This window comes from Buchnera aphidicola (Sarucallis kahawaluokalani), from assembly GCF_005080725.1.
Taxonomy (GTDB): Bacteria; Pseudomonadota; Gammaproteobacteria; order Enterobacterales; family Enterobacteriaceae; genus Buchnera_L; species Buchnera_L aphidicola_AF.
In genome coordinates this window covers 300,268-326,796 of record NZ_CP032999.1, presented here as the reverse complement: position 1 = coordinate 326,796, position 26,529 = coordinate 300,268, and the positions used below count along the sequence as shown (strand labels likewise).

At 23.2% G+C, this 26,529-nt stretch carries 22 protein-coding genes and 5 tRNA genes; 8 read left to right on the top strand and 19 right to left on the bottom strand.

From position 1 onward, the window contains the following. Positions 1-152: 152 nt before the first annotated feature. The gene (locus D9V78_RS01485; RefSeq protein WP_158350734.1) at positions 153-743 is read right to left on the bottom strand and encodes a YhgN family NAAT transporter; all 591 of its coding nucleotides are present in this window, start codon (positions 741-743) and stop codon (positions 153-155) included. A 273-nt stretch (positions 744-1,016) separates the two neighbouring features. Here D9V78_RS01485 and asd point away from each other — a divergent pair, with 273 nt between their 5' ends. Further along, the gene (gene asd, locus D9V78_RS01480) at positions 1,017-2,126 is read left to right on the top strand and encodes an aspartate-semialdehyde dehydrogenase (protein ID WP_158350732.1); all 1,110 of its coding nucleotides are present in this window, start codon (positions 1,017-1,019) and stop codon (positions 2,124-2,126) included. A gap of 15 nt (positions 2,127-2,141) precedes the next feature. On the opposite strand, the gene D9V78_RS01475 is transcribed toward asd, so the two are convergent. The 8 genes from D9V78_RS01475 to prfB form a co-directional block, all read right to left on the bottom strand. Next, positions 2,142-2,372: a sulfurtransferase TusA family protein gene (locus D9V78_RS01475; protein WP_158350730.1), complete on the bottom strand. Its 231-nt coding sequence runs from the start codon at positions 2,370-2,372 to the stop codon at positions 2,142-2,144. Between the two features lie 32 nt (positions 2,373-2,404). Further along, a complete protein-coding gene (locus tag D9V78_RS01470) occupies positions 2,405-3,397 on the bottom strand; it encodes a DNA polymerase III subunit delta (protein WP_158350728.1) in 993 nt (330 codons plus the stop codon). Positions 3,398-3,403: 6 nt separating this feature from the next. Then, complete coding sequence (leuS, locus tag D9V78_RS01465) at positions 3,404-5,956, bottom strand: leucine--tRNA ligase (protein WP_158350726.1); 2,553 nt, start codon at positions 5,954-5,956, stop codon at positions 3,404-3,406. A 263-nt stretch (positions 5,957-6,219) separates the two neighbouring features. Further along, positions 6,220-6,666: an rRNA maturation RNase YbeY gene (gene ybeY / locus D9V78_RS01460; RefSeq protein ID WP_158350724.1), complete on the bottom strand. Its 447-nt coding sequence runs from the start codon at positions 6,664-6,666 to the stop codon at positions 6,220-6,222. A gap of 9 nt (positions 6,667-6,675) precedes the next feature. Beyond that, positions 6,676-8,013, bottom strand: coding sequence for a tRNA (N6-isopentenyl adenosine(37)-C2)-methylthiotransferase MiaB (gene miaB / locus D9V78_RS01455; RefSeq protein ID WP_158350722.1), 1,338 nt, complete (start codon positions 8,011-8,013; stop codon positions 6,676-6,678). Between the two features lie 97 nt (positions 8,014-8,110). Further along, a complete protein-coding gene (lysA, locus tag D9V78_RS01450) occupies positions 8,111-9,364 on the bottom strand; it encodes a diaminopimelate decarboxylase (protein ID WP_158350720.1) in 1,254 nt (417 codons plus the stop codon). A gap of 16 nt (positions 9,365-9,380) precedes the next feature. Beyond that, positions 9,381-10,892 (bottom strand): lysine--tRNA ligase, encoded by a 1,512-nt coding sequence (lysS, locus tag D9V78_RS01445; RefSeq protein ID WP_158350718.1) that lies wholly within the window; start codon positions 10,890-10,892, stop codon positions 9,381-9,383. A gap of 10 nt (positions 10,893-10,902) precedes the next feature. Beyond that, positions 10,903-11,949, bottom strand: a complete 1,047-nt coding sequence (gene prfB / locus D9V78_RS01440) for a peptide chain release factor 2 (protein WP_158350716.1) — start codon at positions 11,947-11,949, stop codon at positions 10,903-10,905. 190 nt (positions 11,950-12,139) lie between these two features. On the opposite strand from prfB, the gene ygfZ reads away from it, so the two are divergent. Continuing rightward, positions 12,140-13,084, top strand: a complete 945-nt coding sequence (ygfZ, locus tag D9V78_RS01435) for a tRNA-modifying protein YgfZ (protein WP_187306102.1) — start codon at positions 12,140-12,142, stop codon at positions 13,082-13,084. Between the two features lie 47 nt (positions 13,085-13,131). On the opposite strand, the gene typA is transcribed toward ygfZ, so the two are convergent. Continuing rightward, positions 13,132-14,958 carry a translational GTPase TypA gene (gene typA, locus D9V78_RS01430; protein ID WP_158350712.1) on the bottom strand — a complete coding sequence of 609 codons (1,827 nt, stop codon included), beginning with the start codon at positions 14,956-14,958 and terminating at the stop codon, positions 13,132-13,134. A 123-nt stretch (positions 14,959-15,081) separates the two neighbouring features. Between typA and yihA the strand changes: the two genes are divergently transcribed. Further along, complete coding sequence (gene yihA, locus D9V78_RS01425) at positions 15,082-15,687, top strand: ribosome biogenesis GTP-binding protein YihA/YsxC (RefSeq protein WP_158350710.1); 606 nt, start codon at positions 15,082-15,084, stop codon at positions 15,685-15,687. Between the two features lie 22 nt (positions 15,688-15,709). Here yihA and D9V78_RS01420 read toward each other — a convergent pair whose 3' ends face one another. The 3 genes from D9V78_RS01420 to D9V78_RS01410 form a co-directional block, all read right to left on the bottom strand. Further along, positions 15,710-16,609 carry a 5'-3' exonuclease H3TH domain-containing protein gene (locus D9V78_RS01420; protein ID WP_158350708.1) on the bottom strand — a complete coding sequence of 300 codons (900 nt, stop codon included), beginning with the start codon at positions 16,607-16,609 and terminating at the stop codon, positions 15,710-15,712. 18 nt (positions 16,610-16,627) lie between these two features. After that, positions 16,628-17,941 carry a phosphopyruvate hydratase gene (gene eno, locus D9V78_RS01415; RefSeq protein ID WP_158350706.1) on the bottom strand — a complete coding sequence of 438 codons (1,314 nt, stop codon included), beginning with the start codon at positions 17,939-17,941 and terminating at the stop codon, positions 16,628-16,630. Between the two features lie 90 nt (positions 17,942-18,031). Beyond that, positions 18,032-19,672 carry a glutamine--tRNA ligase/YqeY domain fusion protein gene (locus D9V78_RS01410; RefSeq protein ID WP_158350704.1) on the bottom strand — a complete coding sequence of 547 codons (1,641 nt, stop codon included), beginning with the start codon at positions 19,670-19,672 and terminating at the stop codon, positions 18,032-18,034. Between the two features lie 135 nt (positions 19,673-19,807). Here D9V78_RS01410 and D9V78_RS01405 point away from each other — a divergent pair. The 4 genes from D9V78_RS01405 to rpiA all read left to right on the top strand — a co-directional run bounded on the left by D9V78_RS01405 (position 19,808) and on the right by rpiA (position 20,823). Beyond that, positions 19,808-19,881 (top strand) — tRNA-Met (locus tag D9V78_RS01405). 7 nt (positions 19,882-19,888) lie between these two features. Beyond that, a tRNA-Leu gene (locus tag D9V78_RS01400) sits at positions 19,889-19,970 on the top strand. A 9-nt stretch (positions 19,971-19,979) separates the two neighbouring features. Beyond that, positions 19,980-20,050 (top strand) — tRNA-Gln (locus D9V78_RS01395). Positions 20,051-20,166: 116 nt separating this feature from the next. After that, a complete protein-coding gene (gene rpiA, locus D9V78_RS01390) occupies positions 20,167-20,823 on the top strand; it encodes a ribose-5-phosphate isomerase RpiA (RefSeq protein ID WP_158350702.1) in 657 nt (218 codons plus the stop codon). Positions 20,824-20,917: 94 nt separating this feature from the next. On the opposite strand, the gene D9V78_RS01385 is transcribed toward rpiA, so the two are convergent. The 4 genes from D9V78_RS01385 to alaS form a co-directional block, all read right to left on the bottom strand. After that, a tRNA-Arg gene (locus D9V78_RS01385) sits at positions 20,918-20,991 on the bottom strand. 16 nt (positions 20,992-21,007) lie between these two features. Beyond that, positions 21,008-21,095, bottom strand: a tRNA-Ser gene (locus D9V78_RS01380). A gap of 163 nt (positions 21,096-21,258) precedes the next feature. After that, a complete protein-coding gene (gene csrA, locus D9V78_RS01375) occupies positions 21,259-21,459 on the bottom strand; it encodes a carbon storage regulator CsrA (RefSeq protein WP_158350699.1) in 201 nt (66 codons plus the stop codon). A 104-nt stretch (positions 21,460-21,563) separates the two neighbouring features. Then, positions 21,564-24,179, bottom strand: coding sequence for an alanine--tRNA ligase (gene alaS / locus D9V78_RS01370; protein ID WP_158350696.1), 2,616 nt, complete (start codon positions 24,177-24,179; stop codon positions 21,564-21,566). A 232-nt stretch (positions 24,180-24,411) separates the two neighbouring features. Here alaS and D9V78_RS01365 point away from each other — a divergent pair, with 232 nt between their 5' ends. Beyond that, positions 24,412-25,146 carry an RluA family pseudouridine synthase gene (locus D9V78_RS01365; protein ID WP_187306101.1) on the top strand — a complete coding sequence of 245 codons (735 nt, stop codon included), beginning with the start codon at positions 24,412-24,414 and terminating at the stop codon, positions 25,144-25,146. A gap of 133 nt (positions 25,147-25,279) precedes the next feature. Here D9V78_RS01365 and aroQ read toward each other — a convergent pair whose 3' ends face one another. Together aroQ and rplS are read right to left on the bottom strand one after the other, a co-directional pair. Continuing rightward, positions 25,280-25,732, bottom strand: a complete 453-nt coding sequence (gene aroQ, locus D9V78_RS01360) for a type II 3-dehydroquinate dehydratase (RefSeq protein ID WP_187306119.1) — start codon at positions 25,730-25,732, stop codon at positions 25,280-25,282. Between the two features lie 442 nt (positions 25,733-26,174). Beyond that, positions 26,175-26,522, bottom strand: a complete 348-nt coding sequence (gene rplS / locus D9V78_RS01355) for a 50S ribosomal protein L19 (protein WP_158350690.1) — start codon at positions 26,520-26,522, stop codon at positions 26,175-26,177. Positions 26,523-26,529 lie beyond the last annotated feature (7 nt).

Here is a 26,529-nt window from a genome sequence, read left to right as displayed (position 1 = left end):
ATTAGAAATATTTTATGTGATAAAAATTTTTATTTTTTATATATTAAGTTTTCATTTTTTATATAGTATATTTAATTAATATATTTTTAAAAAATCATGTTTTATATAAACTATAATATTTGCAATGTATTATTGATTGTGATCTTTTAAATTTATAGTTTACACCATGTTGTAATTCCATCTAGAAACATTTGTGTTGATAACATAATTAATATTAATCCCATTAATCTTTCTAATGCATTTACCCCTTTTGGACCTAAACATTTTAAAAATATATCTGATAATGCGAGAATGATTACAGTTGTACTCCAGGCAATAAATAGCGATAATGATAGCGATAATAACTGGTTTGAATATTGATGAGATAATAACATTAATGTTGCTAATAATGATGGTCCAGCTACTAAAGGTATAGCTAAAGGTACTAAAAATGGTTCTGTTAAATCGTTTTTTTTATCATTTGTTTGATCATCTGGAAAAATCATTTTTATTGCTATTAAAAATAAAATAATTCCTCCTGCAATTGATACTGTTTCTGCTTTTAAATCAAGTATTGATAAAGTTTTTTCTCCGGCTAATAAAAAGAAAAACATGATCGATAAAGCAATAACCATTTCTCTCAATAGTACAAAAATACGTCTTTTTGGTGTCAAATTTTTTAAAATTGACATAACAATTGGTAGATTGCCCAATGGGTCCATAATTAATATTAAAAGTATAGTAGTTGAAATCATTTCATTCATTATATTTCCTTTTTTATATTTATGAAAAGTTAAGTATATTATTTATAATTTTTATCTTCAAATAAATTTCTACTGTATTATATGATTATTTATTATGGTGTTAAGTAAATGATATTATTGAAATAATATTTTTTATATTATAGAAAATAATTTTCTGAAATTATTTGTTTATGTATAATATAAATATATTATTTATTATTTAAATAATAAAAAAAATAAATATATGATGTTTTGATATAATACGATTAATTTCATTGTTGCGAGTATAATATTATGAAAATGAATGTTGGTTTTATCGGATGGAGAGGTATGGTTGGTTCTGTATTGATGCAAAGAATGCTTGATGAAGGTGATTTTAAAAAAATGCATCCTATTTTTTTTTCAACATCAGAAATAGGTACAAGTGGTCCAAATATTCAAGGTGAAAACATTTTACAAGATGCATATAATATCGATTGTTTAAAAAATATGAATATCATTTTATCATGTCAAGGTGGAGAGTATACTAATCATGTATATAATAAATTACGTCAGTCTGGTTGGAATGGATATTGGATAGATGCAGCTTCTGTTTTAAGAATGCATGAGAATGCGTTAATTGTGTTAGATCCGATTAATTTACAAGATATATATTTTGCTATTCAGTCTGGTATTAAAACTTTTGTTGGTGGTAATTGTACTGTTAGTTTAATGTTAATGGCTTTAGGTGGATTATTTTTTAATAATTTAATTGATTGGATATTATTTTCTACATATCAAGCTGCATCTGGAGCAGGTTCTAAACATATTTTAGAATTAATAAAACAAATGGGTTATTTATATAATATAGTTAAAAATGATTGTAATAATATAGAAAAATCTATTATAGATATTGAGAAGAAAATGTCACAATCTATTTACGATAAATGTTTTCCTAAAAAAGAATTTCGTGCGCCTTTAGCAGGTAATGTATTACCGTGGATTGATTATGGTATGAAAAATTATCAAACAAAAGAAGAATGGAAAGTGCAAGCAGAAGCTAATAAAATATTACAAAAAAATCAAATGATTCCAATTGATGGTACTTGTGTAAGAATTGGTGCGTTTCGGTGTCATAGTCAGTCATTTACTATAAAATTAAAAAAAGATTTATCGTATAATAATATTATTAATATTATCCAAGAACAAAATAGTTGGGTAAAAATTATTCCCAATGATTTTGAATCAACTATTAATTTATTAACTCCGTATGCTGTAACAGGAACATTGAATATTGCTGTTGGTAGAATTAGAAAATTAAATATAGATTCAAATTTATTATCTATTTTTACCGTTGGTGATCAATTATTATGGGGCGCAGCAGAACCATTACGTAGAACATTAATGATTATTTTAAATACTTAAATATAATAAAAAATATTATTTTTTATTTTTTTTAATTAAAAATTTGTATGGTTGATAAGTAATTTCTTTGGTGATTAATTGATATTTCATAAATTTACAAAATAGTGGTATTTCCCATTTTGTAGAAATATCGCATGTAAGAATTAATATAATATTTTTATTATTTAAATTTCTTATGTTTTTTTTTAACATAAAAATTGTATCAGGACATTTAAATTGTGTAAGATTTAATATTGTAAGAGCCATAAATATTTTTATATGATATTTTGTATGAATTATTAAAATATAATAATTAATATTTTAAGTTTTTCCCATAATAATTGATGATGAAAGGTTTTATAATATATATCTATTTTTTGTAAAAAATTTATGATTTTATATATTTTTTTATAGTTAATATGTTTGATGTGTATTTTATATTTTAATTTTTTTTCAAAAAATATAATTTTTTTTTGATGTTTATGGAAATAATTTTGATCAATGTAATTTAATTTCATATGAATTAAATATATTAAATTAATTTTTATAGCTTGTAATAAATATAGTATTTTATATTTATTTTTTTTAAAATAATTTAATATTTTTATTGCTTGTAGTTTATGATTTGAAAATAATTCATATATCCAGTGATTTATATTAAATTGTATATGATTCACTGAAATATTTTTTATATATTTTTTTGTTAGATTTTTATTTGTATTAATTATTTTTAATACTTGTAACATTTTAAATAACATTAGTAAATTTTTTTCGTAAAAATTTGATAATAAATCAATAATATCTTCTGTTAAATTAATTTTCATATTTAATATTATTTTTTGAATCCATAATTTTGTTTTTTTAATATTAAGATATCGACAGTTGATAATTATTTGATTTGATCCAATAATATTTTTAAAAAAAATTATATCGTGTTTATAGGAAAAATTTATATAATGTAATATAAATATTATTTCTTTATTTTTTTGTTGAATGATATTTTTTATATGAAAAATCGTTTCATGATTACATTTATTTTTATCAATAGTAATAATTAGTACTTTTTTTTTAAAAAATAATTCTGTTTGTTGATATTCATGATATACCATATTCCAATCAACATGTAATTTGATATGTATTTTAATTATATGATATGTTTCTTTTTTGTATTGTGTGAGTATTATTTTTTGAATTTCATTGGATAAAAAAAAGTCTTCTTCTATTATGAAATAGCAATTTTGTTTTTTAATTGATATTTTTTTAATCATATCATATTCAATGTAATTAGCCATAATATTTTATATTACCAGGTTAATTAGTTTATTGGATATGAAAATAGTTTTTTTAATGAGTTGATTTTTTATAATTTTTGAAATTTTTGAATCTTTTTTTATGATTTTAAGTATTGTATATTGTGTTGTATCATATGGTATTGTTAAAATATCTTTTTTTTTTCCATTAATTTGAATAATGAATTTAACATTATTATTAATAATAAGATTTTTATTATATTTTGGCCATGATTCATTATCAATATTAGTATTATTATTTAATATTTTCCATAAAGTAAAAGTAATATGTGGTGTGAATGGATGTAACATCTTAATAATAGTATTTAATATATTTTTCATTTCTTTTTTTTTGATATCTGTTTTATTAAAAACAGTATTTATGTAGTTGGTAAATTTCATAATTTCAGATATTGCTGTATTAAATGATTGCCGGTGGTGAATATCTTCTGAAACTTTTAAAATGGTTTTATGTACAATTGATAAAATTTCTGCGATGATGCATGTTTTTTTGATCTGTTTCTGATAAATATTATTGATGTATTTGTATACCATATTCCAAATTTTTTGCAGAAAACGATACATACCTTTTACACCTGATTCATTCCATTCTATATCTGATTGTACTGGCGCAGCAAACATAATAAATAATCTAATAGTGTCAGATCCGTATTTTTTAATCATCTCTTCGGGGTCAATACCATTATTTTTGGATTTAGACATCTTCATCATTCCCGCATATTGAATTTCTTTCTTATCTTTTGTAATAATTTTTTTGATTTTTCCTAGTTTGTTTTTTTTTATTATTATATTTTTCGGGTGAATCCATTCTTTTTGTCCTTTAGGATTGATATAGTAAAAAGTATCAGATAATACCATTCCTTGACATAATAATTTTTTAGCAGGTTCTGGAGAATTCACCATTTTTAATTGATATAATACTTTATGAAAAAAACGAAAGTATATTAAATGCATTGTAGCGTGTTCAATACCTCCGATATATTGGTCGACTGGTAACCAGTAATTTGCTGCTTTTTTATTAATCATACCTGGATAATTTGGATCAGTATATCGTATGTGATACCAGGACGATTCAATAAAAGTGTCGAATGTATCTGTTTCTTTTTTTGCAAAGGTATCATTAATATTAGTTTTTGACCATTCTTTATATATTATATTAATATTTTGCAGGTCATTTATTGTTTTAATTGGAGGTAATAATACTGGTAATTTATTATCTGGTATTAGAGTAATTTTTTTATTATTATATGCTACTGGAATTGGTGTGCCCCAATATCTTTGACGTGATATACTCCAATCTTGTAATCGATATATATATATATTTTCAATGATAATAGTTTGTTTTAATATATTAAATATTTTTTTTGTAGCGATTGGGCTACTTAATCCATTAAATTCGTATGAATTGTATAGATTACCTAGCTCTTCTATAGGATTACTTGTGTTAATTGATTTTTTTGTTTTGCGTGTAAATATGACATATTTTTTTTTTATGTTGTATTTTTTTGCAAACTCCCAATCATAACGATTATGTGCTGGACAACATATTTTACTATTTATATTATATTCTATATTTACATAATTAGTAATCCATATTGGGATTTTTTTTTTTGTTATGGGATGTACAGCATATCTTGATGTTTGTTTTCCTATATATTTTATTTTATCTTTATTATTATGTAAGGTGTAATTGTTTTGAATAATTTTTTTTCTTTCGTAAGATGTTAGTTCTTTTTTTATTAATTTATGTAGCGGAGATATTGCAATATATGTTACTCCAAAGAATAAATCTAGTCTTGTAGTATATGTTGTTATTTTTTTTTTGGAATTATATAAATTCAATATAATTTTAAATCCTGAATATTGACCAATCCAATTTTTTTGCATTTTTATGATTTTTTTTGGCCATTTTTTTAGTAATTTTAAATCTTGTAATAAAGTTTCAGCATATTCGGTAATTTTAATAAACCATTGTGGTATTACTTTTTGAGTAATTTTTGTTTGACATCTCCAGCATGTTCCATTAATAACCTGTTCATTTGCTAATACTGTTTTATCTCTTTTACACCAGTTAATAAGAGCAGTTTTTTTATATACTAAATTTAACGAATATAATTTTTTGAAAAACCATTGTTCCCAATGATAATATTTTGAATCACATGTATTAATTTCGCGTGTCCAATCATAACTAAAACCTAATTTTTTTAATTGGTTTTTCATATATTTAATATTATTAAAAGTCCATTGCGATGGTATAGTATTATTTCTTATTGCTGCTTCTTCTGCAGGTAACCCAAAAGCATCCCATCCCATGGGATGTAATACATTTTTTCCAAGCATTCTTTGGTATCGTGCAATTACATCACTTATTGTATAATTGCGCACATGTCCCATATGTAATTTCCCGGAAGGGTAAGGTAACATAGATAAACAATAATATTTTTTCTGATTAATTTTTTCGGTAACTTGAAAAGTTTTATTTTGATCCCAGTGTTTTTGTACTATTGGTTCTAATATTTTTGGTTGATATATTTTTTTCATATAAAGTAAATATTTATAATAAATGATTTTATGATAATAGTATAATTTGATTATTATAGGTTTTTTTAATATAATTTCTTTATTTTTAATATAACATCTTATTTTATATTTTTGATTTAGGTAAATTATCAGAAAGAATTATTTAATATAATGAGATTATTTTATTTATATTTTTTTTAAATTATATTATTTTAATAAATTATTTGTATGATTTATATTTCATAATTTGATATGTTTAAAATTTTTATATACACTATAATTTTTTAATTTTTATATGGGTTGTTATAACCTAATTGTTTCATTATATTAATTTCTATTTTTTGCATAATATTATTTTGTTTTTTATTTTTATGATGATATCCTATCAAATGTAGTGTTCCATGAATAATAATGTGCGCCCAGTGTGCTTCTATAGATTTTTTCTGGAGATATGCCTCGTCTGTGATAATTTGTTCACAGATGACTAATTCGCCTAATAAAAAATGATTTTTATATTTTTTTTGATATAAGAAAGATAATATATTAGTTGGTTGATATTTTTTTCGATACATAAAATTTATTTCTTGAATTTTTTGAATATCTACAATACAAATGGTAATTTCGAATTTTTTATTTAATATTTTTTTTATCCATTTTTGAATTTTTTTTTTTTTTGGGATAAAAACATTCGTATAAATTTTATTTTTTATATTCAGCGTAATATTTTTCATATATTAAAATTACATTATTTGTTGTATACCTTCAAAAAAATTATTTTTTTTTTTAATAATTTTCACTGTGATAATTTTACCTAATACATCATTTTGACTATTGAATATGACTTTTCTATTATTTTCTGTGGTTCCAAGAAATTGATTTTTTGTGTTTGGAAGAGATTTTTCTACTAAAATTTTTTGTTGACTGTGTATTATTTTTTTATTCCAATATGATATTTGTTCTTTAATTTTTTTTTGTAGTGTTTGTAATCTGTTTTTTTTTTCTGATATATTAACATTATCTTTTAATTTTGCTGCTGGAGTACCTGGTCTAGGGGAATATATAAAGCTAAAACTCATATCAAAATTAATTTCAGAAATAATTTTCATGGTTTCTGAAAAATCATTTTCTGTTTCCCCTGGAAAACCTACAATAAAATCAGAACTAATTTGTATATTTGGCCTTACTGTTTTCAGTTTATTAATAATAGTTTTATATTCTTCAACAGAATATGGGCGCTTCATTAATTTTAAAATTCTATTTGATCCACTTTGTATTGGTAAATGCAAGAAACTAACTAACTTTGGAGTTTCTGCATATATTTTTATAATATCATCAGTAAAATCCATAGGATTACTAGTAATAAATCTAATTCTTTCTATCATAGGAATAGAAGAAATTTTTTTTAGTAGTTCTGAAAATGTATGTTTTGTATTATTATTTCCGGTACTTTTATAAGAATTAACGTTTTGTCCTAGTAGTTGGATTTCTTTAATTCCATGTTTTGCTAAATATAAAATGTTATTTATAATATCATAAAATGGTCTACTTATTTCTTTTCCTCTTGTATACGGTACTATACAAAATGAACAATATTTATTACATCCTTCCATGATAGATATTGAAGCAGAATAAGAATTAAATTTAGGTGGTACAATTTTTTTAAATTTTTCTAGTTTTGGAAAACTAATATCAATAATAAATTTTTTATTTTTTATTTTTTCTACAATCATCTCTGGTAAACGATGTAATGTTTGTGTACCAAAAATAATATCTACAAATTTTGCTCGTTTTAGTATTTTAGATCCTTCTTGATTAGCAACACATCCTCCTACAGCAATAATTATGTTTTTATTTTTTTTTTTTAATTTTTTCCATCTTCCTAATTGGTGAAATAATTTTTCTTGTGCTTTTTCTCTGATAGAACAGGTGTTTAAAATTAAGATTTCTGCTTCAATAAAATTTTTTGTTTCAATATATGATGTATGTTTTTTTATTGTACTAGAAATTGTTAATGAATCATATTCATTCATTTGACAACCCCATGTTTTTATATAAAATTTTTTATTTTCTATATTCATTTTTCGTATTTTATAGTAATATAATTATTTAGGTGATTTTATATAAATTATTAATTTATAAATTAATTTTTAATTTACTATTCTTCATAGTATATTTTTATTTTATTTCAAGTTCCAATTTTAATAATTCTTCTATTGTTTGTCGTCTCCGGATGATTTTAGGTATGTTATTTTTAATTAATATTTCTGGTATTAATGGTCTACTATTATAATTTGATGACATAGAAGAACCGTAAGCACCTGTATTATGAAAAATAAGATAATCACCAATTTTAATCTCTGGTAGTCGTATTTCTAATAATTTTCCATTTTCGTCTTGTGTGAATACATCTCCTGATTCACATAATGGACCTCCTATGATTGTTTTTATATATTTATTAGTATGGAGCGATCTATTATCAATCGGTATAATAGATATGTCATGATAACTACCGTATAAAACTGGTCGCATAAAATCATTAAATCCTGCATCTATTAAAGTAAATATTTTTTGTCCAACTTTTTTTATTTCATGGATTTTAGTTATTAAAATACCAGATTCTCCTACTAGAAAACGACCAGGTTCAATTTCTAATTGAATTTTATGTTTAAAATGCTTAGAAATAATATTTCTAGCATTATTCCATAATGTAAAGTAGTTTTCAGTGTTAATTGGTATATCTGTTGTTTTATACGGAATAGATAATCCTCCTCCTGCAGAAATATATTGAATATCTTGATTTAAGTACAGTGCTTGATTTACCATAGCATCGCACACTTTTTTTAAGTGTATATAATCTACACCTGATCCTATATGCATATGTAAACCTATTAAATTGAGTTTATATTTTTTAATGATAGGTATAGCTAACTCAGGATTCCATATACCGTGTTTACTATTTTCACCTCCTGTATTTGTTTTTTGGTTATGTCCATGCCCAAATTTAGGATTAATACGTATCCATATTCGATGTCCTGGAGAATATTTACCTAACTGTTCAAGCATGTTTAATGATCCCGCATTAACTGTAATTTTATTAGTTATGATTTTTTGTAATGTTTCTTTATTCATAATATCAGACGTAAAAACAATTTCATCATTTTCTGGTTTAAATCCTGCTACAAGTGCACGTGTTAATTCTCCTATTGAGACAGCATCAATTTTAATATTTAATTTTCTCATTCGTTTTAATATGTGAATATTTGAGCATGATTTTTGTGCAAATCTAATAATATCGAATTTTTTTAATTGATGAATTTTTTTTTTTATTATATCATCTTGATATATCCAGATTGGTCCACTATATTCTTTCAATATTTTTAGTATAGTATTTTTATTAAATAATTTTGTTTTTTCAAAAAAATTTTTCATATTTACACCATTGATATTATTTTATTGGACGTAATGTTGGAAATAATATTACATCCCGAATGTTGTTTTGATTAGTTAAAAGCATTATTAAACGATCAATGCCAATACCCAATCCTGCGGTAGGTGGCATGCCATATTCTAAAGCTTCAACATATTCTGCATCGTATAAAGATATATTATTTTTTATTTTCTTTTGTTCGTTGTATTGTTTTAAGAAACGTTTTTTTTGATCATTCGGGTTATTTAATTCAGAAAATCCGTTACCTATTTCTATTCCTCCCATAAAAAATTCAAATCGTTCAGAGATTTTTTTGTTTTTATCATTTCGACGTGCTAATGGTGAAATTTCAGTAGGATATTCTGTAATAAATGTTGGTTGAATTAATTTATTTTCTGTAGTATTTTCAAAAATTTTCATTATTATTTTATTAATATTCCAATTTTCTTGGATAGGTATATTATATAATTGAGCAATTTTTTTTATTTTTTGAATATTTTTAAGATCATCTATATAAATACTTGGATTATAGCATACTATTGCTTCTTGTATAGTCAATTTTTGAAATGGTGTATTAATATTTAATATGTGTTCTTGGTATTGAATAATGTTTTTTCCAGTAAGTTGGTGTACTATGTGTTGTAAAAATATAATAATAAATTGCATTAAGTCATTATGGTCAGCGTAAGCAATATACATTTCCATCATAGTAAATTCTGGATTATGTTTATATGAAATACCTTCGTTACGAAAATTTCTATTAATTTCATATATTTTTGTAAATCCTCCAATAATTAATTTTTTTAAATATAATTCTGGTGAAATACGCAAATACATTTGAATATCTAATGTGTTATGATTTGTGATAAATGGTCGAGCAGTAGCACCTCCTGGTACGTTTTGCATCATTGGTGTTTCAACTTCTATAAATTTTTTTAAGTGCATAAAGTTACGAATTATTTTTAAAATTTTTGATCTTTTGATAAAATTTTCCATACTATTTTTATTAGACAATAAATCTAAATATCTTTTGCGATAACGAATTTCTTGATCTGTTAAACCATGAAATTTTTCTGGTAATGGTCTTAATGATTTTACTAAGAGTATAGTTTGTTCACAATATACGGATAATTGCCCAGTTTTTGTTTTAAAAATTTTACCTATTATTGCTATAATATCTCCAATATCCCATGTTTTAAATTGGTGTTGATAGAAATCCGAGGATATTTTTTGTTCTGTAACATAAATTTGAATTTCTGAATTCATTTCTTTAATAATAATAAATGCAGCTTTTCCCATAATTCGTTTTTTTATAATCCGGCCTGCGATTTTGATATTAATATGTATTTTGAATAATTCTTTTCGTGTATAATTCAAATATTTTTTATTTATTTGTTTTAAAGTAGTATTTGGTTTAAATTGGTTAGGAAAATTAAATCCTGTTGTCAAAAGATTAATTAATTTTTTTTTTCTAATTTGATATTCACTATGTAAGTTCATTTTTTTGTTTATATCTTTTTTTATTATCATAATATTATTTCTACAATCCTATATTTAAACTTTTTTTAATAAAAATATCAAGATTTCCATTAAGTACTGATTGAATATCTCGAGTTTCAATACCTGTTCTATTATCTTTAATCCGCGAATGATCTAAAATATATGATCGAATTTGATTGCCCCATCCAATAGGGGATTTACTATCTTCGATAATTTTTTTTTCATTTTGTTTTTTTTTTATTTCAAGATTATGTAATTTACATTTCATTTGTTTTAACGCGTGTTCTTTGTTTTTATGTTGTGACCGTTCATTCTGACATTGCGTAACTGTAGATGTTGGTAAATGTGTAATACGAACGGCTGATTCTGTTCTATTAACATGTTGTCCTCCTGCTCCTGAAGCACGATATACATCAATTCTAAGATCAGTGGGATTAATTTTAATTGTACTGGTATTGTCTACTTCAGGGTATATAAATATAGAACTGAATGAAGTATGGCGTCGGTGGCCTGAGTCAAAAGGACTTTTTCGTACTAATCTATGAATTCCTGTTTCAGTTCTTAACCATCCAAATGCATATTTTCCAATTACATGTATAGTAGCTGATTTAATACCTGCAATTTCTCCAAAGGATTCTTGAATAATTTTTATCTTGAATTTTTTTTTGTGTAACCATTTCAAATACATACGTAATAACATTTTTGACCAGTCCTGCGCATCTATTCCACCTGATCCGGATTGTATGTCAATATAACAATTACAGTTATCATATTTTTTTCGAAAAATATTATTATATTTTATATTTATAATTTTTTTTTGGATTTTGTATAACTCTTTTTGTAATTCATTTAAAAGACTATTATCATTTGTTTCAACAGATAATTTTAATAATTCTTGTATATTTAATATATTTTCTTTAACTTTTATAATTTGACTTGTGCAAGATGTTTCCGATTTTGTATTATTTTTTTTTTTATTATTTTTTATTATATATAATACTTTTTCATATTGACAATATATCATATTTTTTAAATTTTTTATTTTTTGATCTATTTGATTAATTTTTTTATAACATAATTTTTTCATTATAAATTGTTTTTGAACCTTATTTTTGTTATAATTTGATTTATTTTGATTATATGTATTATATTTAAATTATAAAAATTTAACATGATATTTGTTATATTTACCAAAATATGAAATAAATTTATTTGTTATAATAAAATATATTATTGATATTGTAATTTTAAAGTGAACGTATATGAAATTTTTATATATGAATAAGTTTGTACAAAATAATTTTGTTGTTGAAGATTTAAATGAGTGGTCTATTATTAAAGTATCAGATATAGAACATAAACAGTATTTACAAAATCATGTAACTATTGATTTATTCAATTTACAATATGAAAAGCATATTTTATGTGCGAATTGTAATGCAAATGGTAAAGTAAATGGCGTATTAAGATTATTTCATAATCAAGATAATTGTTTTTATATACAACGCAGTAGTATTTGTGATATTCAATTATTTGCATTAAAGAAATATACTATATTTTCAAAAATAAAAATTAAAAAATTAGATAATTATTTTTTATTGGGAATTATAGGAAAGCATGCTAAAGAATTTTTATTATCATATTTTAATAATATACCTAATTGTATAACATCAGTTGTATTTCATAACAATGCTTGTATATTATGGTTGGGATCTCCCATTGAACGTTTTTTATTGATGATCGACAAGAAACAGTTTTTATATTTAAAAAAAATATTACTACATAATAGAATATTAATGGTAAAAAATTATTGGTTATATTTAGATATCATTGATGGTGTACCAATACTTGAAAAACCTGCATTTCAGAAATTTTTTCCAAAGGAAATAAATTTAGATTTTTTAGATGGTATTAATTTGCAGAAAGGTTGTTATTGTGGTCAAGAAATAATTTCTAAAATGTATTTTAAAAACATAAATAATAAAAAATTATATTGTTTAGTTGGTACAACAAATATTTCTATGCATTATTTTTCTGTATTAGAGATATATGATGGATATATTTGGAGAAAAATTGGTAATGTATTATTTGCAATGTGTATTCAAGATGATATATTTTTAATACAATGTATTCTACATTGTAAATATGTTCAAAATAATAAATTCCGTCTTGCAGTGGATCAATCCAGCTCTTTCTCTATTTTTCGTTCTTATATAATATAAAAAAAATATATTTATAAGTTATTTTTATATCGAAAATTATTATTTGATTATTTTTTATTTAATTTACGTTGTTCAACTTTTCTATCATTTTCTTCAAGAAATTTTTTTCGGATACGTATAGATTTTGGTGTTACTTCAATTAATTCATCGTCATTGATAAATCCTAATGCTTTTTCTAGAGTCATTTTTATAACTGGAATTAAAGTAATTGCATCATCAGTACCCGATGCTCTCATATTTGTTAGTTTTTTTCCGGTGAGGCAGTTTACAGTTAAATCATTTGTACGATTATGAATACCAATAATTTGTCCTTTATAGACTTTATTAGCATGTTCTATAAATAATTTTCCCCGATCTTGTAGATTATATAATGCAAATCCTGATGCTAAACCTGTTGCATTAGAAATTAAAACACCATTTTTTCTTTGATTGAATTGATCTTTTTGTGCTATATCATAATGTAAAAACGAAGAATAGATAATTCCAGTGCCTGATGTAATATTCATAAACGTATTACGAAATCCAATTAATGAACGACTTGAAGTAATATATTCCAGTTGAATTCTACCAGAGATATTTGAATATATATTTATCATTTTAGCTTTTTTTTGTCCCATATATTCCATTACGATACCTTGGTGACGTTCTTCAATTTCTATAATAACGCTTTCAAAAGGTTCTGTTTGGACATTATTTTTATTTTTTAAAATTACTTTAGGTCGTGATACTTCTAATTCAAATCCTTCTCTACGCATATTTTCTATAAGTATAGATAAATGTAATTCTCCTCTTCCTGATACAGAAAATGTATTGGAATTCTTAGTATGTTTGATGCATAATGCAATATCATGTATTCTTTCTTTTTTTAATCTATTATAAATGTTATTTGCAGTAACATATTTTCCTTCTTTCCCACAAAATGGGGATGTATTTACAGCAAGTAATATGTTAACTGTTGGAGGTTCAATTTTTATTGGGGGTAATGCTTGAATATTTTTAAGATCACAAATTGTATCAGAAATTTTTAATTCAGGTAGTCCTGTAATAGCAACAATTTCACCAGCTAATGCATTTTTTGTTTCAATTTTTTCTAAACCTAAATATTTTAAAATTTTTCCAATTCGTCCATATTTTATATTTTTCATATGATCAATAATTGATACTTTTTGATTAACATGAATAGATCCTTGTTGTATTTTCCCAATTCCTATATTACCTAAATAATTGTCATAACTTAATTGTGAAATTTGTATCTTTAGGTTATTATTTGGATTGACTTTCGGTGGTGGTGTATATTTAATAATTGCTTGCAATAATGCTGACATATCGTTTTTTATGTGATCTAAATCACTACCCGATTTTCCAGATATAGCTGAAGTGTAAATTACAGGAAAATCTAGTTGTTTATCTGTAGCATTCAAATTAATAAATAAATCAAAAATTTTTTCTATAACCCATTCGGGACGAGCATTGTTTCTATCAATTTTATTAATAACAACAATTGGATTAAGATTATATTCAAAAGCCTTTTTTGTAACAAATCGTGTTTGAGGCATAGGTCCATCTACAGCGTCAACAATTAATAATACAGAATCTACCATAGATAGTATGCGTTCAACTTCTCCTCCAAAATCTGCATGTCCTGGAGTATCGATAATATTAATTTTGTAGTTATTCCATTGAATAGCAGTATTTTTAGAAAATATTGTTATCCCTCGTTCTTTTTCTAAGATATTTGAATCCATAATTCTATTACATTTTTCTTTATACTGATTTAAAGAACCTGATTGTTCTAATATTTGATCTAGTAGAGTTGTTTTTCCATGATCAATATGTGCAATGATAGCGATATTTCTAATTTGTATAGTCGTCATTGGATTCCCTGTATTAAATTCATAGATTATAATAAATGACATCAAAGATACTATTTATAATAGTATGTTTATTTTTAATATATTTATTATATATATTTTATATGATTATAAGAGATTTTATTTATGATTATTAATTTTCATATGACGCATTTTTTAACTAGTTCAATATATGCAAAGTGTATGGATGTTAAAGATTGTGGTATTGAAATTGCATTAATTGGTTATTCTAATTCTGGAAAATCTACTTTGATAAATTGTTTAACACGTAATAAAAAATTATCCCGATTTAGTAAATATCCCGGTAGGACGAGTTTAATTAACTTTTTTTCAGTGAATGAGAATTTGCGTATCGTAGATTTACCTGGTTATGGATATTCCAAGGTACATAAAAATAAACAAAAAAATTATTCGTTAGTATTTAATTATATTAAATACCGTAGTTGTTTAAAAGGTATATTTTTATTAATTGATATTAGAAGATTATTACGTGATACAGATATTAAATTTTTAAGATATTGTAAACAATGTATAAATATTGTTATTTTATTAACGAAGTGTGATAAAATGAATGTTTCATGTCAAAATAGACAAATAAAACTATTAAAAAAACAATTATTTTATTTTTCTAAAAATATAAAAATTATTTTATTTTCTTCTGTGAAATGTATTGGTTTAATAAATGTATTAAAAATTATTGATTTTTGGTTTTATAAGTACGTAATTTTTTAAAAATATATTATTTTGATAATTCTTATTTGTAATATTTTTCTGTATTTTTAAGAATAATATTTTTAAGTTTATATATTATGTGAATATATTGAATATTATATGATTTGCAAGGACAAAATATTGATAATAAATTTATCGTTTTATATTTTTGTTTTAAGATGATATTAGATTTAATTTTTGATAGTTGATATGATAAGAAAGCCATTTTTTTTCCTTTTATTAACTTTTTGATAATATTTTTTTGACCTTTTATGTTATAATTTACAATATTTGAAATATTTTTGTAAATTTTATTTATACCACCGATTTTATTTATTAATATTATAGCTGTTTTTTTTCCAATACCTTTTACTCCTGGAATATTATCTGATTGATCACCTGTTAATGCTAAAAAATCAATTATTAAATCTGGTGTAACACCATATTTTTTTTTGATTTTTTGAATATTAAAAATTTTATTATTTAAATGATTTAAAATATAAATATTTTTATTTACTAGTTGTGCTAAATCTTTATCACATGTTGCAATTAGTACAAATTCTTTATTTTTTTCTGCATCTTTTGATAAAGTTCCAATAACATCATCTGCTTCAAATGTAGGTATACTGATAATTGGTATGCCTATATTAATTAAAATTTTTTTAAATTTTGAAGAAATTAATTTTAATAAATTAGGCATACTAGTTCTATTTGCTTTATATTCATTGAATATTTTTTTTCTAAAATTTTTACTTTTACTATCAAAAACTACAATTAAGTTATTTGGTTTATATGTTAAAAATATGTTTTTTAAAATATATAACATACTATATATAACTTTTGTGCAAAGTATATTTTCTTTTATTTTTTTATATTTTGCATAATATATTCTATAAAGATAAGAATTTCCGTCGATTAAGATAACAATTTTTTTTTTATACATGTTATGTGATTTTATATATCATGAATAATTATAATATTGTCTTAATTCTTTTATTCCATAAAATGGTGCAATTTTATTACCTAGTTTTTCTTCAATTCTAATTAATTGATTATATTTTGTTAGACGTTCAGATCGACTCATAGATCCTGTTTTAATTTGTCCTGCTTTTGTTCCTACAGCTAAATCAGCAATAGAATTATCTTCAGTTTCACCTGATCTATGTGATATTATTGTATTATATCCATATTTTTTTGCTATTTTTATTGCTTGTAGTGTTTCTGTTAATGTACCAATTTGATTTAATTTAATTAAAATAGCATTTGCTATTTTTTTTTGAATTCCTTTTTTTAATTTATTAGGGTTAGTTACAAATAAATCATCTCCTACGATTTGTATTTTTTTTCCTAATAAATTTGTTTGGTATGCAAATCCATTCCAATCTAATTCACTTTGACCATCTTCAATAGATGCAATTGGATATTTTAATGTTAATTCTTGTAAGAAATGACTAAATTGTTTAGATGTAAATTTTTTGTTTTCACCTTTTAAGTGATATAATTGAGTATGTACATCATATAATTCAGATGCGGCACAATCTATTGCTAATGTGATATCTTTTCCAAGTGTATAGTTTGATTTTTCTATTGCTGATTTAATGAGCATCAGTGCAGATTCATTATTTTTCAAGTTGGGTGCATAACCTCCTTCATCTCCAACTGCTACGTTCATATTATTTCTTTTAATAATCTGCCCTAGATTATGAAATATTTCACATCCCATTCTAATTGCTTCTTTGATCGAAGTGGCTGTTATAGGTTGTATCATAAATTCTTGTATATCTATATTATTATTAGCATGACTACCACCATTGAGGATATTTATCATAGGTAATGGCATAGAAAAATTTCCTGGTGTGTTATTTAATTGTGCAATATATTCATAAAAGGGTATACCTTGGGATTGTGCAACAGCTTTTGCTGTAGCCATAGAAACTGATAAAATAGTATTAGCTCCTAATCGTTTTTTATTTTTAGTACCATCCAATTTGATCATTATTTGATCAATATTATCTTGATGAGATGCCTTTTCCCCTTTTAAAGTATTGTGAATGATTGTATTTATTATGTTTACAGCTTTTGATACACCTCTTCCTAAAAATCTACCTTTATCATTATCTCTAAGTTCTAATGCTTCTTCAGAACCTGTTGAAGCACCTGAAGGACATGAAAATATACCAACAGAATTATCTTTTAAATGTACTTCTGCTTCTATAGTTGGATTACCTCTAGAATCTATAATTTCTCTAGAAAATATTTTTTGTATTGTAGACATATTCATTCCGTATAATTATTAGTGATAACTTTGTAAAATAATTTTTTATTATAATAACTTTATAATAAATGTAAAATAATATTACTTTTATTAAATTTTATTTTTCCAGTTTTGTTTTAGAGAAATAATTTGATTAAATATAATATTTTTTTTTGTTGATAATATATTATCAATGATAAAATACCCTTGTCTTTCAAATTGGTATGTATTTTTTTTGGAATTGTATACAATATATTTATTAATAAAACCATATTTCTTAATTAAAGATTTATTATTAATATAAGATAATAAATTTTTTTTAGAACTTGGATTTTTTGTTGTAAAAAGGTGATTGTAGATTCTAAATTCAGATCTTTGAGCATGTTTTTTTGATAGCCAGTGAATAATTTTATATTTTTGATTTTTATTCTTAATATGTATAGTACAAAATATTTTATTAATACTATTATCCTTATTTTTTTTAATGGAGTGTGCTGTAATGATATAAGAATATTTTAATTTTACTGTTTGACCTAGAGTTAATTTTTGATATCTTTTTTTGATATTTTCTTGAAAATCTTCTTTTTCGATATATAGTTCTTTAGAAAAGATAATATTTTTTTCACCCATATCATGATTGTTTGGATGATTGAATATTTTTATCTCTTGTTGATAGTTGATAGGAATATTGCATATTATAATTTCGATTGGTTCTATTATTGCCATAGTACGACATGCTGTAAGATTTAATTCTTTTCTAATACATGATTCTAAGGATGAAATTTCTACTAAGTTATTTTTTTTCGTAATTCCAAGGTTATTGCAAAAATTACGTATTGCAGATGCAGTGTAACCTCTTCTTTTTAAACCAGAAAGTGTAGGTAGTCTGGGATCATTCCACTGTTTAATAATTTTTTTTTGAATTAATGTATTTAATTTTCTTTTGGAAAGTACAAAATATTCTATATTTAATCTTGCGTATTCATATTGTTTTGGTTGATGATGAATAGTAATATTTTTCATGATCCAATTATATAATTGTTTATTATCTTGAAATTCTAGTGTACATAGTGAATGTGTAATACCTTCTATGGCATCAGAAATACAGTGAGCAAAATCATATGTAGGGTAAATACACCATTGATTTTTCGTTCGATGATGTTTAGAAAATTTTATTCTATACAATATTGGATCTCGCATAATAATACATGGAGATTGCATATCAATTTTAGCACGCAAACATACTTGTCCTTCTGGAAAATTTCCTAATTTCATATTTTGAAATAATAACATATTTTCTTCAATTGTTTGATTTCTATATGGGCTATTTATCCCAGGAGTATTTAATGTACCTCGGTATTTTCGGATATCATTTTTTTTTAATTTATCTACATATGCTAATTTTTTTTTAATAAGTTCTATAGCAAATTCATATATTTTTTGAAAATACATGGATGCATATTTAGTTTTTTTTGTCCAACGAAAACCTAACCATTTAATATCTTTTTGAATTACAGAAATATATTTTTGATGATTATTATCCGGATTAGTATCATCGAATCTTAAATTACATTGACCGTTATATTTTTCAGAAATTTCAAAATTTATGAATAATGACTTAGCATGTCCAATGTGTAAGTATCCATTTGGGTCTGGAGGAAATCTTGTACATATTTTTTTTTTTGTATTTCGTATAATAAAATTATCAATGATTTTATGTATAAAACTGGTTTTTTTATTTGATATTATCATTTTAACCTTAATGAGAAATTTTCATCGCGATGTAAATATTTTATTTGTTATATTTTTTTAAATTAATTATATCTTATTTTTCGTTATTTAACAATTTGTTGACAAAATCGTATTAAATAGTATAATTCAAAATAAGGCTACGTAGCTCAGTTGGTTAGAGCGCAGCACTCATAACGCTGAGGTCAGGGGTTCGATTCCCTTCGTAGCTATTATTATACGGGAGTGGCGAAATGGGTAGACGCACCAGATTTAGGATCTGGCGCCTTAAGGTATGCGAGTTCAAATCTCGCCTCCCGTATTTTAATTTTGGGGTATAGCCAAGTGGAAAGGCATCGGTTTTTGATACCGGCATCCCTGGTTCGAATCCAGGTACCCCAGTTTTTTATAACAACACTACAATTAAATTATTATCAGCGTTGTTTAATACAGTACTTTTTAGTATATTTATCTTTCTATTGAATATTATTTTTCTTTGAAAATGATTTTTTTTATGTATGAAACATGATCAGTTAAAAAAGCAAGTTTCTCTAGCTGTGCTAGATTATATTCCGTATAATGCGATTGTTGGATTTGGTTCTGGATCAACTGTAATACATTTTATTAAAGCAATAGTTGAAAAAAAAAAGAATTTTTTCGGTGCAGTATCTAGTTCATATCATACAACGATAATGTTAAAAAAATATGGAATTACTGTTTTAGAATTAAATACTATCACTAAACCAATAATCTATATAGATAGTGCAGATGAAGTAAATTTTTCTTTAGAAATGATTAAAGGCGGTGGCGGGGCATTAACTAAAGAAAAAATTATATCGGCAATGTCAGAAAAATTTATTTGTATTATAGATGAATCTAAATTAGTGCAAACACTTGGTGTATTTCCTTTACCTATCGAAGTCGTTCCAATTGCTTATTCTTATATTTCAAAAAAAATGACCGATTTTGGCGGTAAACCCAGATATCGTGAAGGTTTTGTAACTGATCAAGGAAATATAATCATTGATGTATATGGTTTAAATTTAAATTGTCCAATCAATGTAGAAAAAACATTTAATTCTATACCTGGAATCGTTACTGTTGGATTATTTTCCATACAAAAACCTAATTTATTATTAGTGGGAACTAAATCTGGTATTAAAATTTTTAAATAATATTAAAATTTTATATTATCAATAAATATTTATGAATTTTAAAAATAATTTGTATTTACCTAATATATTGTATTATATGAATAATAAATTAATTTGCATCCGAAAGGATTCGAACCTCCGACCTCTCAGTTCGTAGCTGAGTGCTCTATCCGACTGAGCTACGGATGCTTTTAAATATTTTATTCGGCGAGAGAGGGATTCGAACCCTCGATACAGAAAAACTATATATTCCCTTAGCAGGGGAACGCCTTAAGCCACTCGGCCATCTCACCTATAATTTACTTACTACTTTTCATAATACTTTTTTTTAAATATTTAGTCAAATGTATTTTTATTGTAATATATTTTGTATATTGATAAAGAAAACATTTTAATATAATTTTATTATATATTACATTTTTTTATTAAAATATTTATATATTAATTTGTTGCATATTAAAATAATTCTAATAATTTAAATTTATTAAAAATATTTTTAGATTTTATTTTTTGGTATATTTCTTCACGATGTATTGATATTTTTTTTGGTGCATTGATTCCAATTCTAACTTGGTTACCTTTGACTCCTAAGATAGTAATGGTAATATGATCTCCAATAATTAATGTTTCTCCAACTCTACGAGTTAAAATCAGCATTTTCTAATCCCTGAAAATTTTATGCTTTAATACCTATTAGAATGTGTGTTCATTACTACATATATTTATAATGTATAGATATATCTTATGCAATGATGAATATTTCACTTTTTAATTTTGTTTATGATCCAAGATTCAATATGTTTCATAATATTTTTTATGTTAGTTATATTTTGCATGATACACTGTGCCATTTCAGAATTTCCTCCTCCTACAGTATTTGTATATTTTTTTAATAGTGTAATAATTTTTGTAGCTTGAATTTTTTGCAGTAAATTTTCTGTGATATTAATCATCAATACATATTTTTCATAATTTTTATAAAATAAAATAATAATTCCAGAATCTATTTTTGATTTAATATGATTAATTAGTATTTTCAATGATTTGTTATCTAAAACATTGACTTTTTGTATGATGTAATTATTATTTTGGATTATCTTTAATTTTTCAATAATTTTTTTTATTTCGTTTTGAATTAATATCTTATTAAGATGATGGTATTTTTTTTTAAGTTGTTCATAATATTGTATTATTTTCTGTATTTTTGGAATTAATGTGCTGTTATCAGTTTTTAAAATGTATTGTATTTTTTGCATTTTTTTATTTTGTTCTTGTATTTTTTTTATTGCGTGTATTCCAGTTATCACTTCAATACGTTTGATTCCAGTAGAAATATTTTTATATAATCTGATACGTGCTATACCTATTGTTCCAGTTTGTTTAACATGTGTCCCTTTACAAATTTCTTTTGAAATATTCTTGATGGTTATAGTTCTAACAATTGGTGGATAAGTTTTATTATGCAAAAAAATGTAATTTTTTTTTGCTATGTCAAAATTTATATCTTTAACTTGAATTGGAATATTTTCTTGAATATATTGATTTAATAAAATTTCTATTTTTTCAATCATTGACGGTAGAATTTTGTATGGATATGTAAAATCAAATCTTAAATATTTTGAGTCAATAAATGATCCTTTTTGTTGAATGGGATATGTAAGTATTTTTTTGAGAGTTGCATGCAATAAATGCGTTGTAGTATGATTATTTTTGATATATAGCCTTTTTTTTATATCAATTTCAGCTGTGACAATATCATTAACATATATCTTACCAGAAGATAATTTACCGATATGTCCTATTGTATCAGAGAAATTTTGTGTATTTTTTACTTGGAAAATATTTTCATTATTATAGATGATACCTGTATCACCAATTTGACCACCTGATTCTCCAAAAAATGGAGTTTCATGTAATATAAATACTCCTTCCTCAAAAGGTAATATTTTTTTTTTTTCTTCGCCGTTAATAAAAATTTTTTTTACAGTTGTTGTTATTTTATATTTTTTGTAACCACAAAATTTTGATTTACAATTTGTATAAATAATATTTTTCAGAGTATATTTTTTATTTTCTTCTTTACGTTTTTGTTTTATTTCTTGAATAAAATTTTTTAATTGATGTTGATCAATTAAGATATGATGTTCTTTACATATATCTTGGGTTAAATCGATCGGAAATCCTAATGTATCATAAAGATAAAATATTATTTTAGGATCAAGATATTTTTCTTTTAAATTATTTATTTTTTTTTTTAAAAAATTTATTCCATTATTTAATGTTGTATTAAACTGGTTTTCTTCCTCTTGTAATATATGCATAATATATTTTTTTTGTATTTGTAAATCTTTTTTTTTTTCGTGTGCAGTTTGTATAACAATGTTTACTAATTTATGTAAAAAATTATTTTGAATACCTAATTTATTACTGTGTAGTAATGCTCTACGAATAATTCTACGCAGGATATATCCTCTACCTTCATTGGAAGGAGTAATTTTTTCATAAATAATAAATACTGCAGCTCTTACATGATCAGCCATGATATTTAAGGATGGATGATTAGTGAATTTTAAATTATTTTTTTCACAGATATAATTAATAATTTCTTTAAAAATATCGATTTTGTAGTTTGAAGAAACGTTTTGTAAAATAGATGCAATTCTTTCTAGTCCCATTCCAGTATCTATGGAAATATTTTCTAGAGGTATAATTTTGTTTTTTGTAATTTTATTAAATTGTATAAAAACAATATTCCAAATTTCTATACATTGTGTTTTATCATTTAAATCATAATTTCCATTATTTTTTTTTTTCTTAAAAAAAATTTCTGTACAGGGTCCACAAGGACCTGTATTTCCCATCTGCCAGAAATTATCAGATTCGTATGTTTGATTATTTTTATCGTAAATTTTAATAATATTCTTTTTAGATAGTTTTATATGTTGATTCCATATGTTATATGATTCATAATCTTCATAGTATACTGTAACAAATAATTTTTTTTTTGGTATATTAAACCATTTTGGATGAGTTAATAATTTCCATGCATATGAAATTGCTTCTTTTTTGCAGTATCCTCCAAAGCTAAAATTACCTAACATTTCAAAAAAAGTATGATGATACTCGCTATATCCAACTTGATCAAAATCGTTATGTTTACCTCCTGTACGTAAACATTTTTGTATGGTTGTTATTCGTGAATATGGATGTTTTTTTTTTCCTAAAAAAATATCTTGAAATTGATTCATGCCTGCATTAGTAAATAACAAATTAGAAGTTGTATCTGGTATTAAAGAACTACTAGGAAGAGTATTATGCTGATTATTTTTAAAAAAATTTAAAAACATTTTTCGAATTATTTTTGTTGTATATTTCATTTGATTCCTATAAATATGATACACATCGTAGTTTATAATATCAAAAATTATTAATTTATATGAATTTTTTAGTCAGTTATATCAATGAATTATATTATATTCATTAAAAAATATATTTTTAGTTTTAGTATACTTAATGAGTATATTTTTATGTTTTATAAAATATTTTATCGATTTTATTAAATAAGTACATTAATTTTATATTATTATAGTATTATAAGGAAAAATATTTGTGTCAGGGAAAAAAAAGGATAAAATATTTTCCATATTCGATCATGTTATAAAGATTGTATATGAAGATAAATATATATTGATAATTAATAAACCTGCTGGATTAGTTGTACATCCTGGATCTGGTAATATTAATGGTACTTTAATGGATATTTTATCTTTAAAAAAAAAATACTTAATCAATATTCCAAGATCAGGTATAGTGCATCGATTGGATAAAAATACAACTGGTTTAATGATTATTGCAAAAAATATTTTTACTTACTTTAAGTTAGTTAATTTAATAAAGTATAGAAATATTATTCGTGAATATGATGCATTTGTTATTGGAAATGTAGTATCTGGTGGTACAGTTTCTATTCCAATTAGTAGAAATAAAAAAAAAAGAGTATGTATGATGAGTAATAAAAATGGTAAACCATCAATTACACATTTTAAAATTATTCAAAAATTTCATGCATCTACTCATGTACGATTAAAATTAGAGACGGGTCGGACGCATCAAATTCGTGTACATATGTTGCACATTAAACATCCTATTTTAGGAGATCCAGTATATAAATTAGGATGTAGTTTTCCAAAAAATATTACAAAATGTGCTTATCAAATGAATTTATTAGATCGTCAAGCGTTACATGCCAGTCATATTAAATTTTTACATCCTATTACAAATATTTTAGTAGATTGTTATATACCTTTACCTAAAGATATGATTTATTTGATGAATTATTTGTAATAATTTGAAATTTATATTTAAAAATATAATTATTACGTAATTTAATTAGATGTATGTAATAATTATATTTAATTTAAGATCTATTAATGATTTTATTACAATTATTATATATATAATATTATATTATATATTTTTAGGATATATGCATTTGATTTAATCTTTTTACAATAGTAATTAAAGCACAATAATATCCTTCTGTTCCCAATCCAGAAATGACCCCATTTGAGATATCAGATAACCAAGAATGTTTTCTAAATTTTTCACGAGCATAAATGTTTGAAATATGTACTTCTATAAATGGTTTTTTAATTGATAAAAATGCATCTCTGAGGGCAATGCTAGTGTGTGTAAATGCACCTGGATTGATTATAATGTAATCATATTTTATTGATTGGTGTATTGCTTCAATTAAAATATGTTCATGATTTGATTGGATATGTGTAATATTTGTTTTTATTTTTTTAGCTTTTTTTTTTAATTGATCTAATAATGTATCTAAAGTAACTTTACCATATATATTTGGTTCGCGATTTCCTAATAAGTTTAAATTAGGTCCATTAAGTAATAAAATTTTATAGTCAGCCATATTATTTTTCTTATGTTTCATTGTTACAATTATGGAATTTATTTTATAATTTTTAATAAATATTATTTTTTCAAATACAGTTATTAAAATTTTTATGTAAATACATGAATTATATTCTTCTATGTTTCATATTAAATTATATTATAATTAATACTATACAAATATTTTTCTTTATATATTAAATATAATAATTGATTTTATTTTTGAAACCTGTTTATGTTTTAGAATTAATATTAATAAATAAAAGTAATATTTAAAAATAAAAGCATATAAAAATTTTATATATATATTCATTTAATAAATGAAAAATATTTTCTGTTTTGCAATAAGTTTTTTATGTATTTTTTAATTTTATTAAAATATTTATTATTGTATTTGTTTTATATTGATTAATTTTGCAGTCAATATAATATGACTGCTATTTGTAAGGCATGTACATGTTTTATATTTTTTCTTTAATACGAGCAGATTTACCGATTTTATTTCTCAAATAATATAACTTTGATTTTCTTACTATTCCTTTTTTTTTAACTATAATTTTTTCAATAATTTTAGAATGTATTTGGAATATACGTTCAGTTCCCTCTCCATAAGATATCTTTCTAACAATAAATGATGATTGTAATTGCTTGTTTCGTATAGCAATAACAATTCCTTCAAAAGATTGTAATCTTTTTTTAGTAGATTCTATTACCCATATTTGAACTTCAACAGAATCTCCAGGTCTAAAGGTAGGTAGATTTTTTTTTATGTGTTTTTTTTCAATTTTTTGAATAATTTTCGGTTTCATACAATGA

Bases quoted from the DNA above. Each gene is read 5' to 3' on its own strand.
- D9V78_RS01485 (WP_158350734.1), bottom strand. From the start codon at position 743: ATGAATGAAATGATTTCAACTACTATACTTTTAATATTAATTATGGAC.
- asd (WP_158350732.1), top strand. From the start codon at position 1,017: ATGAAAATGAATGTTGGTTTTATCGGATGGAGAGGTATGGTTGGTTCT.
- D9V78_RS01475 (WP_158350730.1), bottom strand. From the start codon at position 2,372: ATGGCTCTTACAATATTAAATCTTACACAATTTAAATGTCCTGATACA.
- D9V78_RS01470 (WP_158350728.1), bottom strand. From the start codon at position 3,397: ATGGCTAATTACATTGAATATGATATGATTAAAAAAATATCAATTAAA.
- leuS (WP_158350726.1), bottom strand. From the start codon at position 5,956: ATGAAAAAAATATATCAACCAAAAATATTAGAACCAATAGTACAAAAA.
- ybeY (WP_158350724.1), bottom strand. From the start codon at position 6,666: ATGAAAAATATTACGCTGAATATAAAAAATAAAATTTATACGAATGTT.
- miaB (WP_158350722.1), bottom strand. From the start codon at position 8,013: ATGAATATAGAAAATAAAAAATTTTATATAAAAACATGGGGTTGTCAA.
- lysA (WP_158350720.1), bottom strand. From the start codon at position 9,364: ATGAAAAATTTTTTTGAAAAAACAAAATTATTTAATAAAAATACTATA.
- lysS (WP_158350718.1), bottom strand. From the start codon at position 10,892: ATGATAATAAAAAAAGATATAAACAAAAAAATGAACTTACATAGTGAA.
- prfB (WP_158350716.1), bottom strand. From the start codon at position 11,949: ATGAAAAAATTATGTTATAAAAAAATTAATCAAATAGATCAAAAAATA.
- ygfZ (WP_187306102.1), top strand. From the start codon at position 12,140: ATGAATAAGTTTGTACAAAATAATTTTGTTGTTGAAGATTTAAATGAG.
- typA (WP_158350712.1), bottom strand. From the start codon at position 14,958: ATGACGACTATACAAATTAGAAATATCGCTATCATTGCACATATTGAT.
- yihA (WP_158350710.1), top strand. From the start codon at position 15,082: ATGATTATTAATTTTCATATGACGCATTTTTTAACTAGTTCAATATAT.
- D9V78_RS01420 (WP_158350708.1), bottom strand. From the start codon at position 16,609: ATGTATAAAAAAAAAATTGTTATCTTAATCGACGGAAATTCTTATCTT.
- eno (WP_158350706.1), bottom strand. From the start codon at position 17,941: ATGTCTACAATACAAAAAATATTTTCTAGAGAAATTATAGATTCTAGA.
- D9V78_RS01410 (WP_158350704.1), bottom strand. From the start codon at position 19,672: ATGATAATATCAAATAAAAAAACCAGTTTTATACATAAAATCATTGAT.
- rpiA (WP_158350702.1), top strand. From the start codon at position 20,167: ATGAAACATGATCAGTTAAAAAAGCAAGTTTCTCTAGCTGTGCTAGAT.
- csrA (WP_158350699.1), bottom strand. From the start codon at position 21,459: ATGCTGATTTTAACTCGTAGAGTTGGAGAAACATTAATTATTGGAGAT.
- alaS (WP_158350696.1), bottom strand. From the start codon at position 24,179: ATGAAATATACAACAAAAATAATTCGAAAAATGTTTTTAAATTTTTTT.
- aroQ (WP_187306119.1), bottom strand. From the start codon at position 25,732: ATGGCTGACTATAAAATTTTATTACTTAATGGACCTAATTTAAACTTA.
- rplS (WP_158350690.1), bottom strand. From the start codon at position 26,522: ATGAAACCGAAAATTATTCAAAAAATTGAAAAAAAACACATAAAAAAA.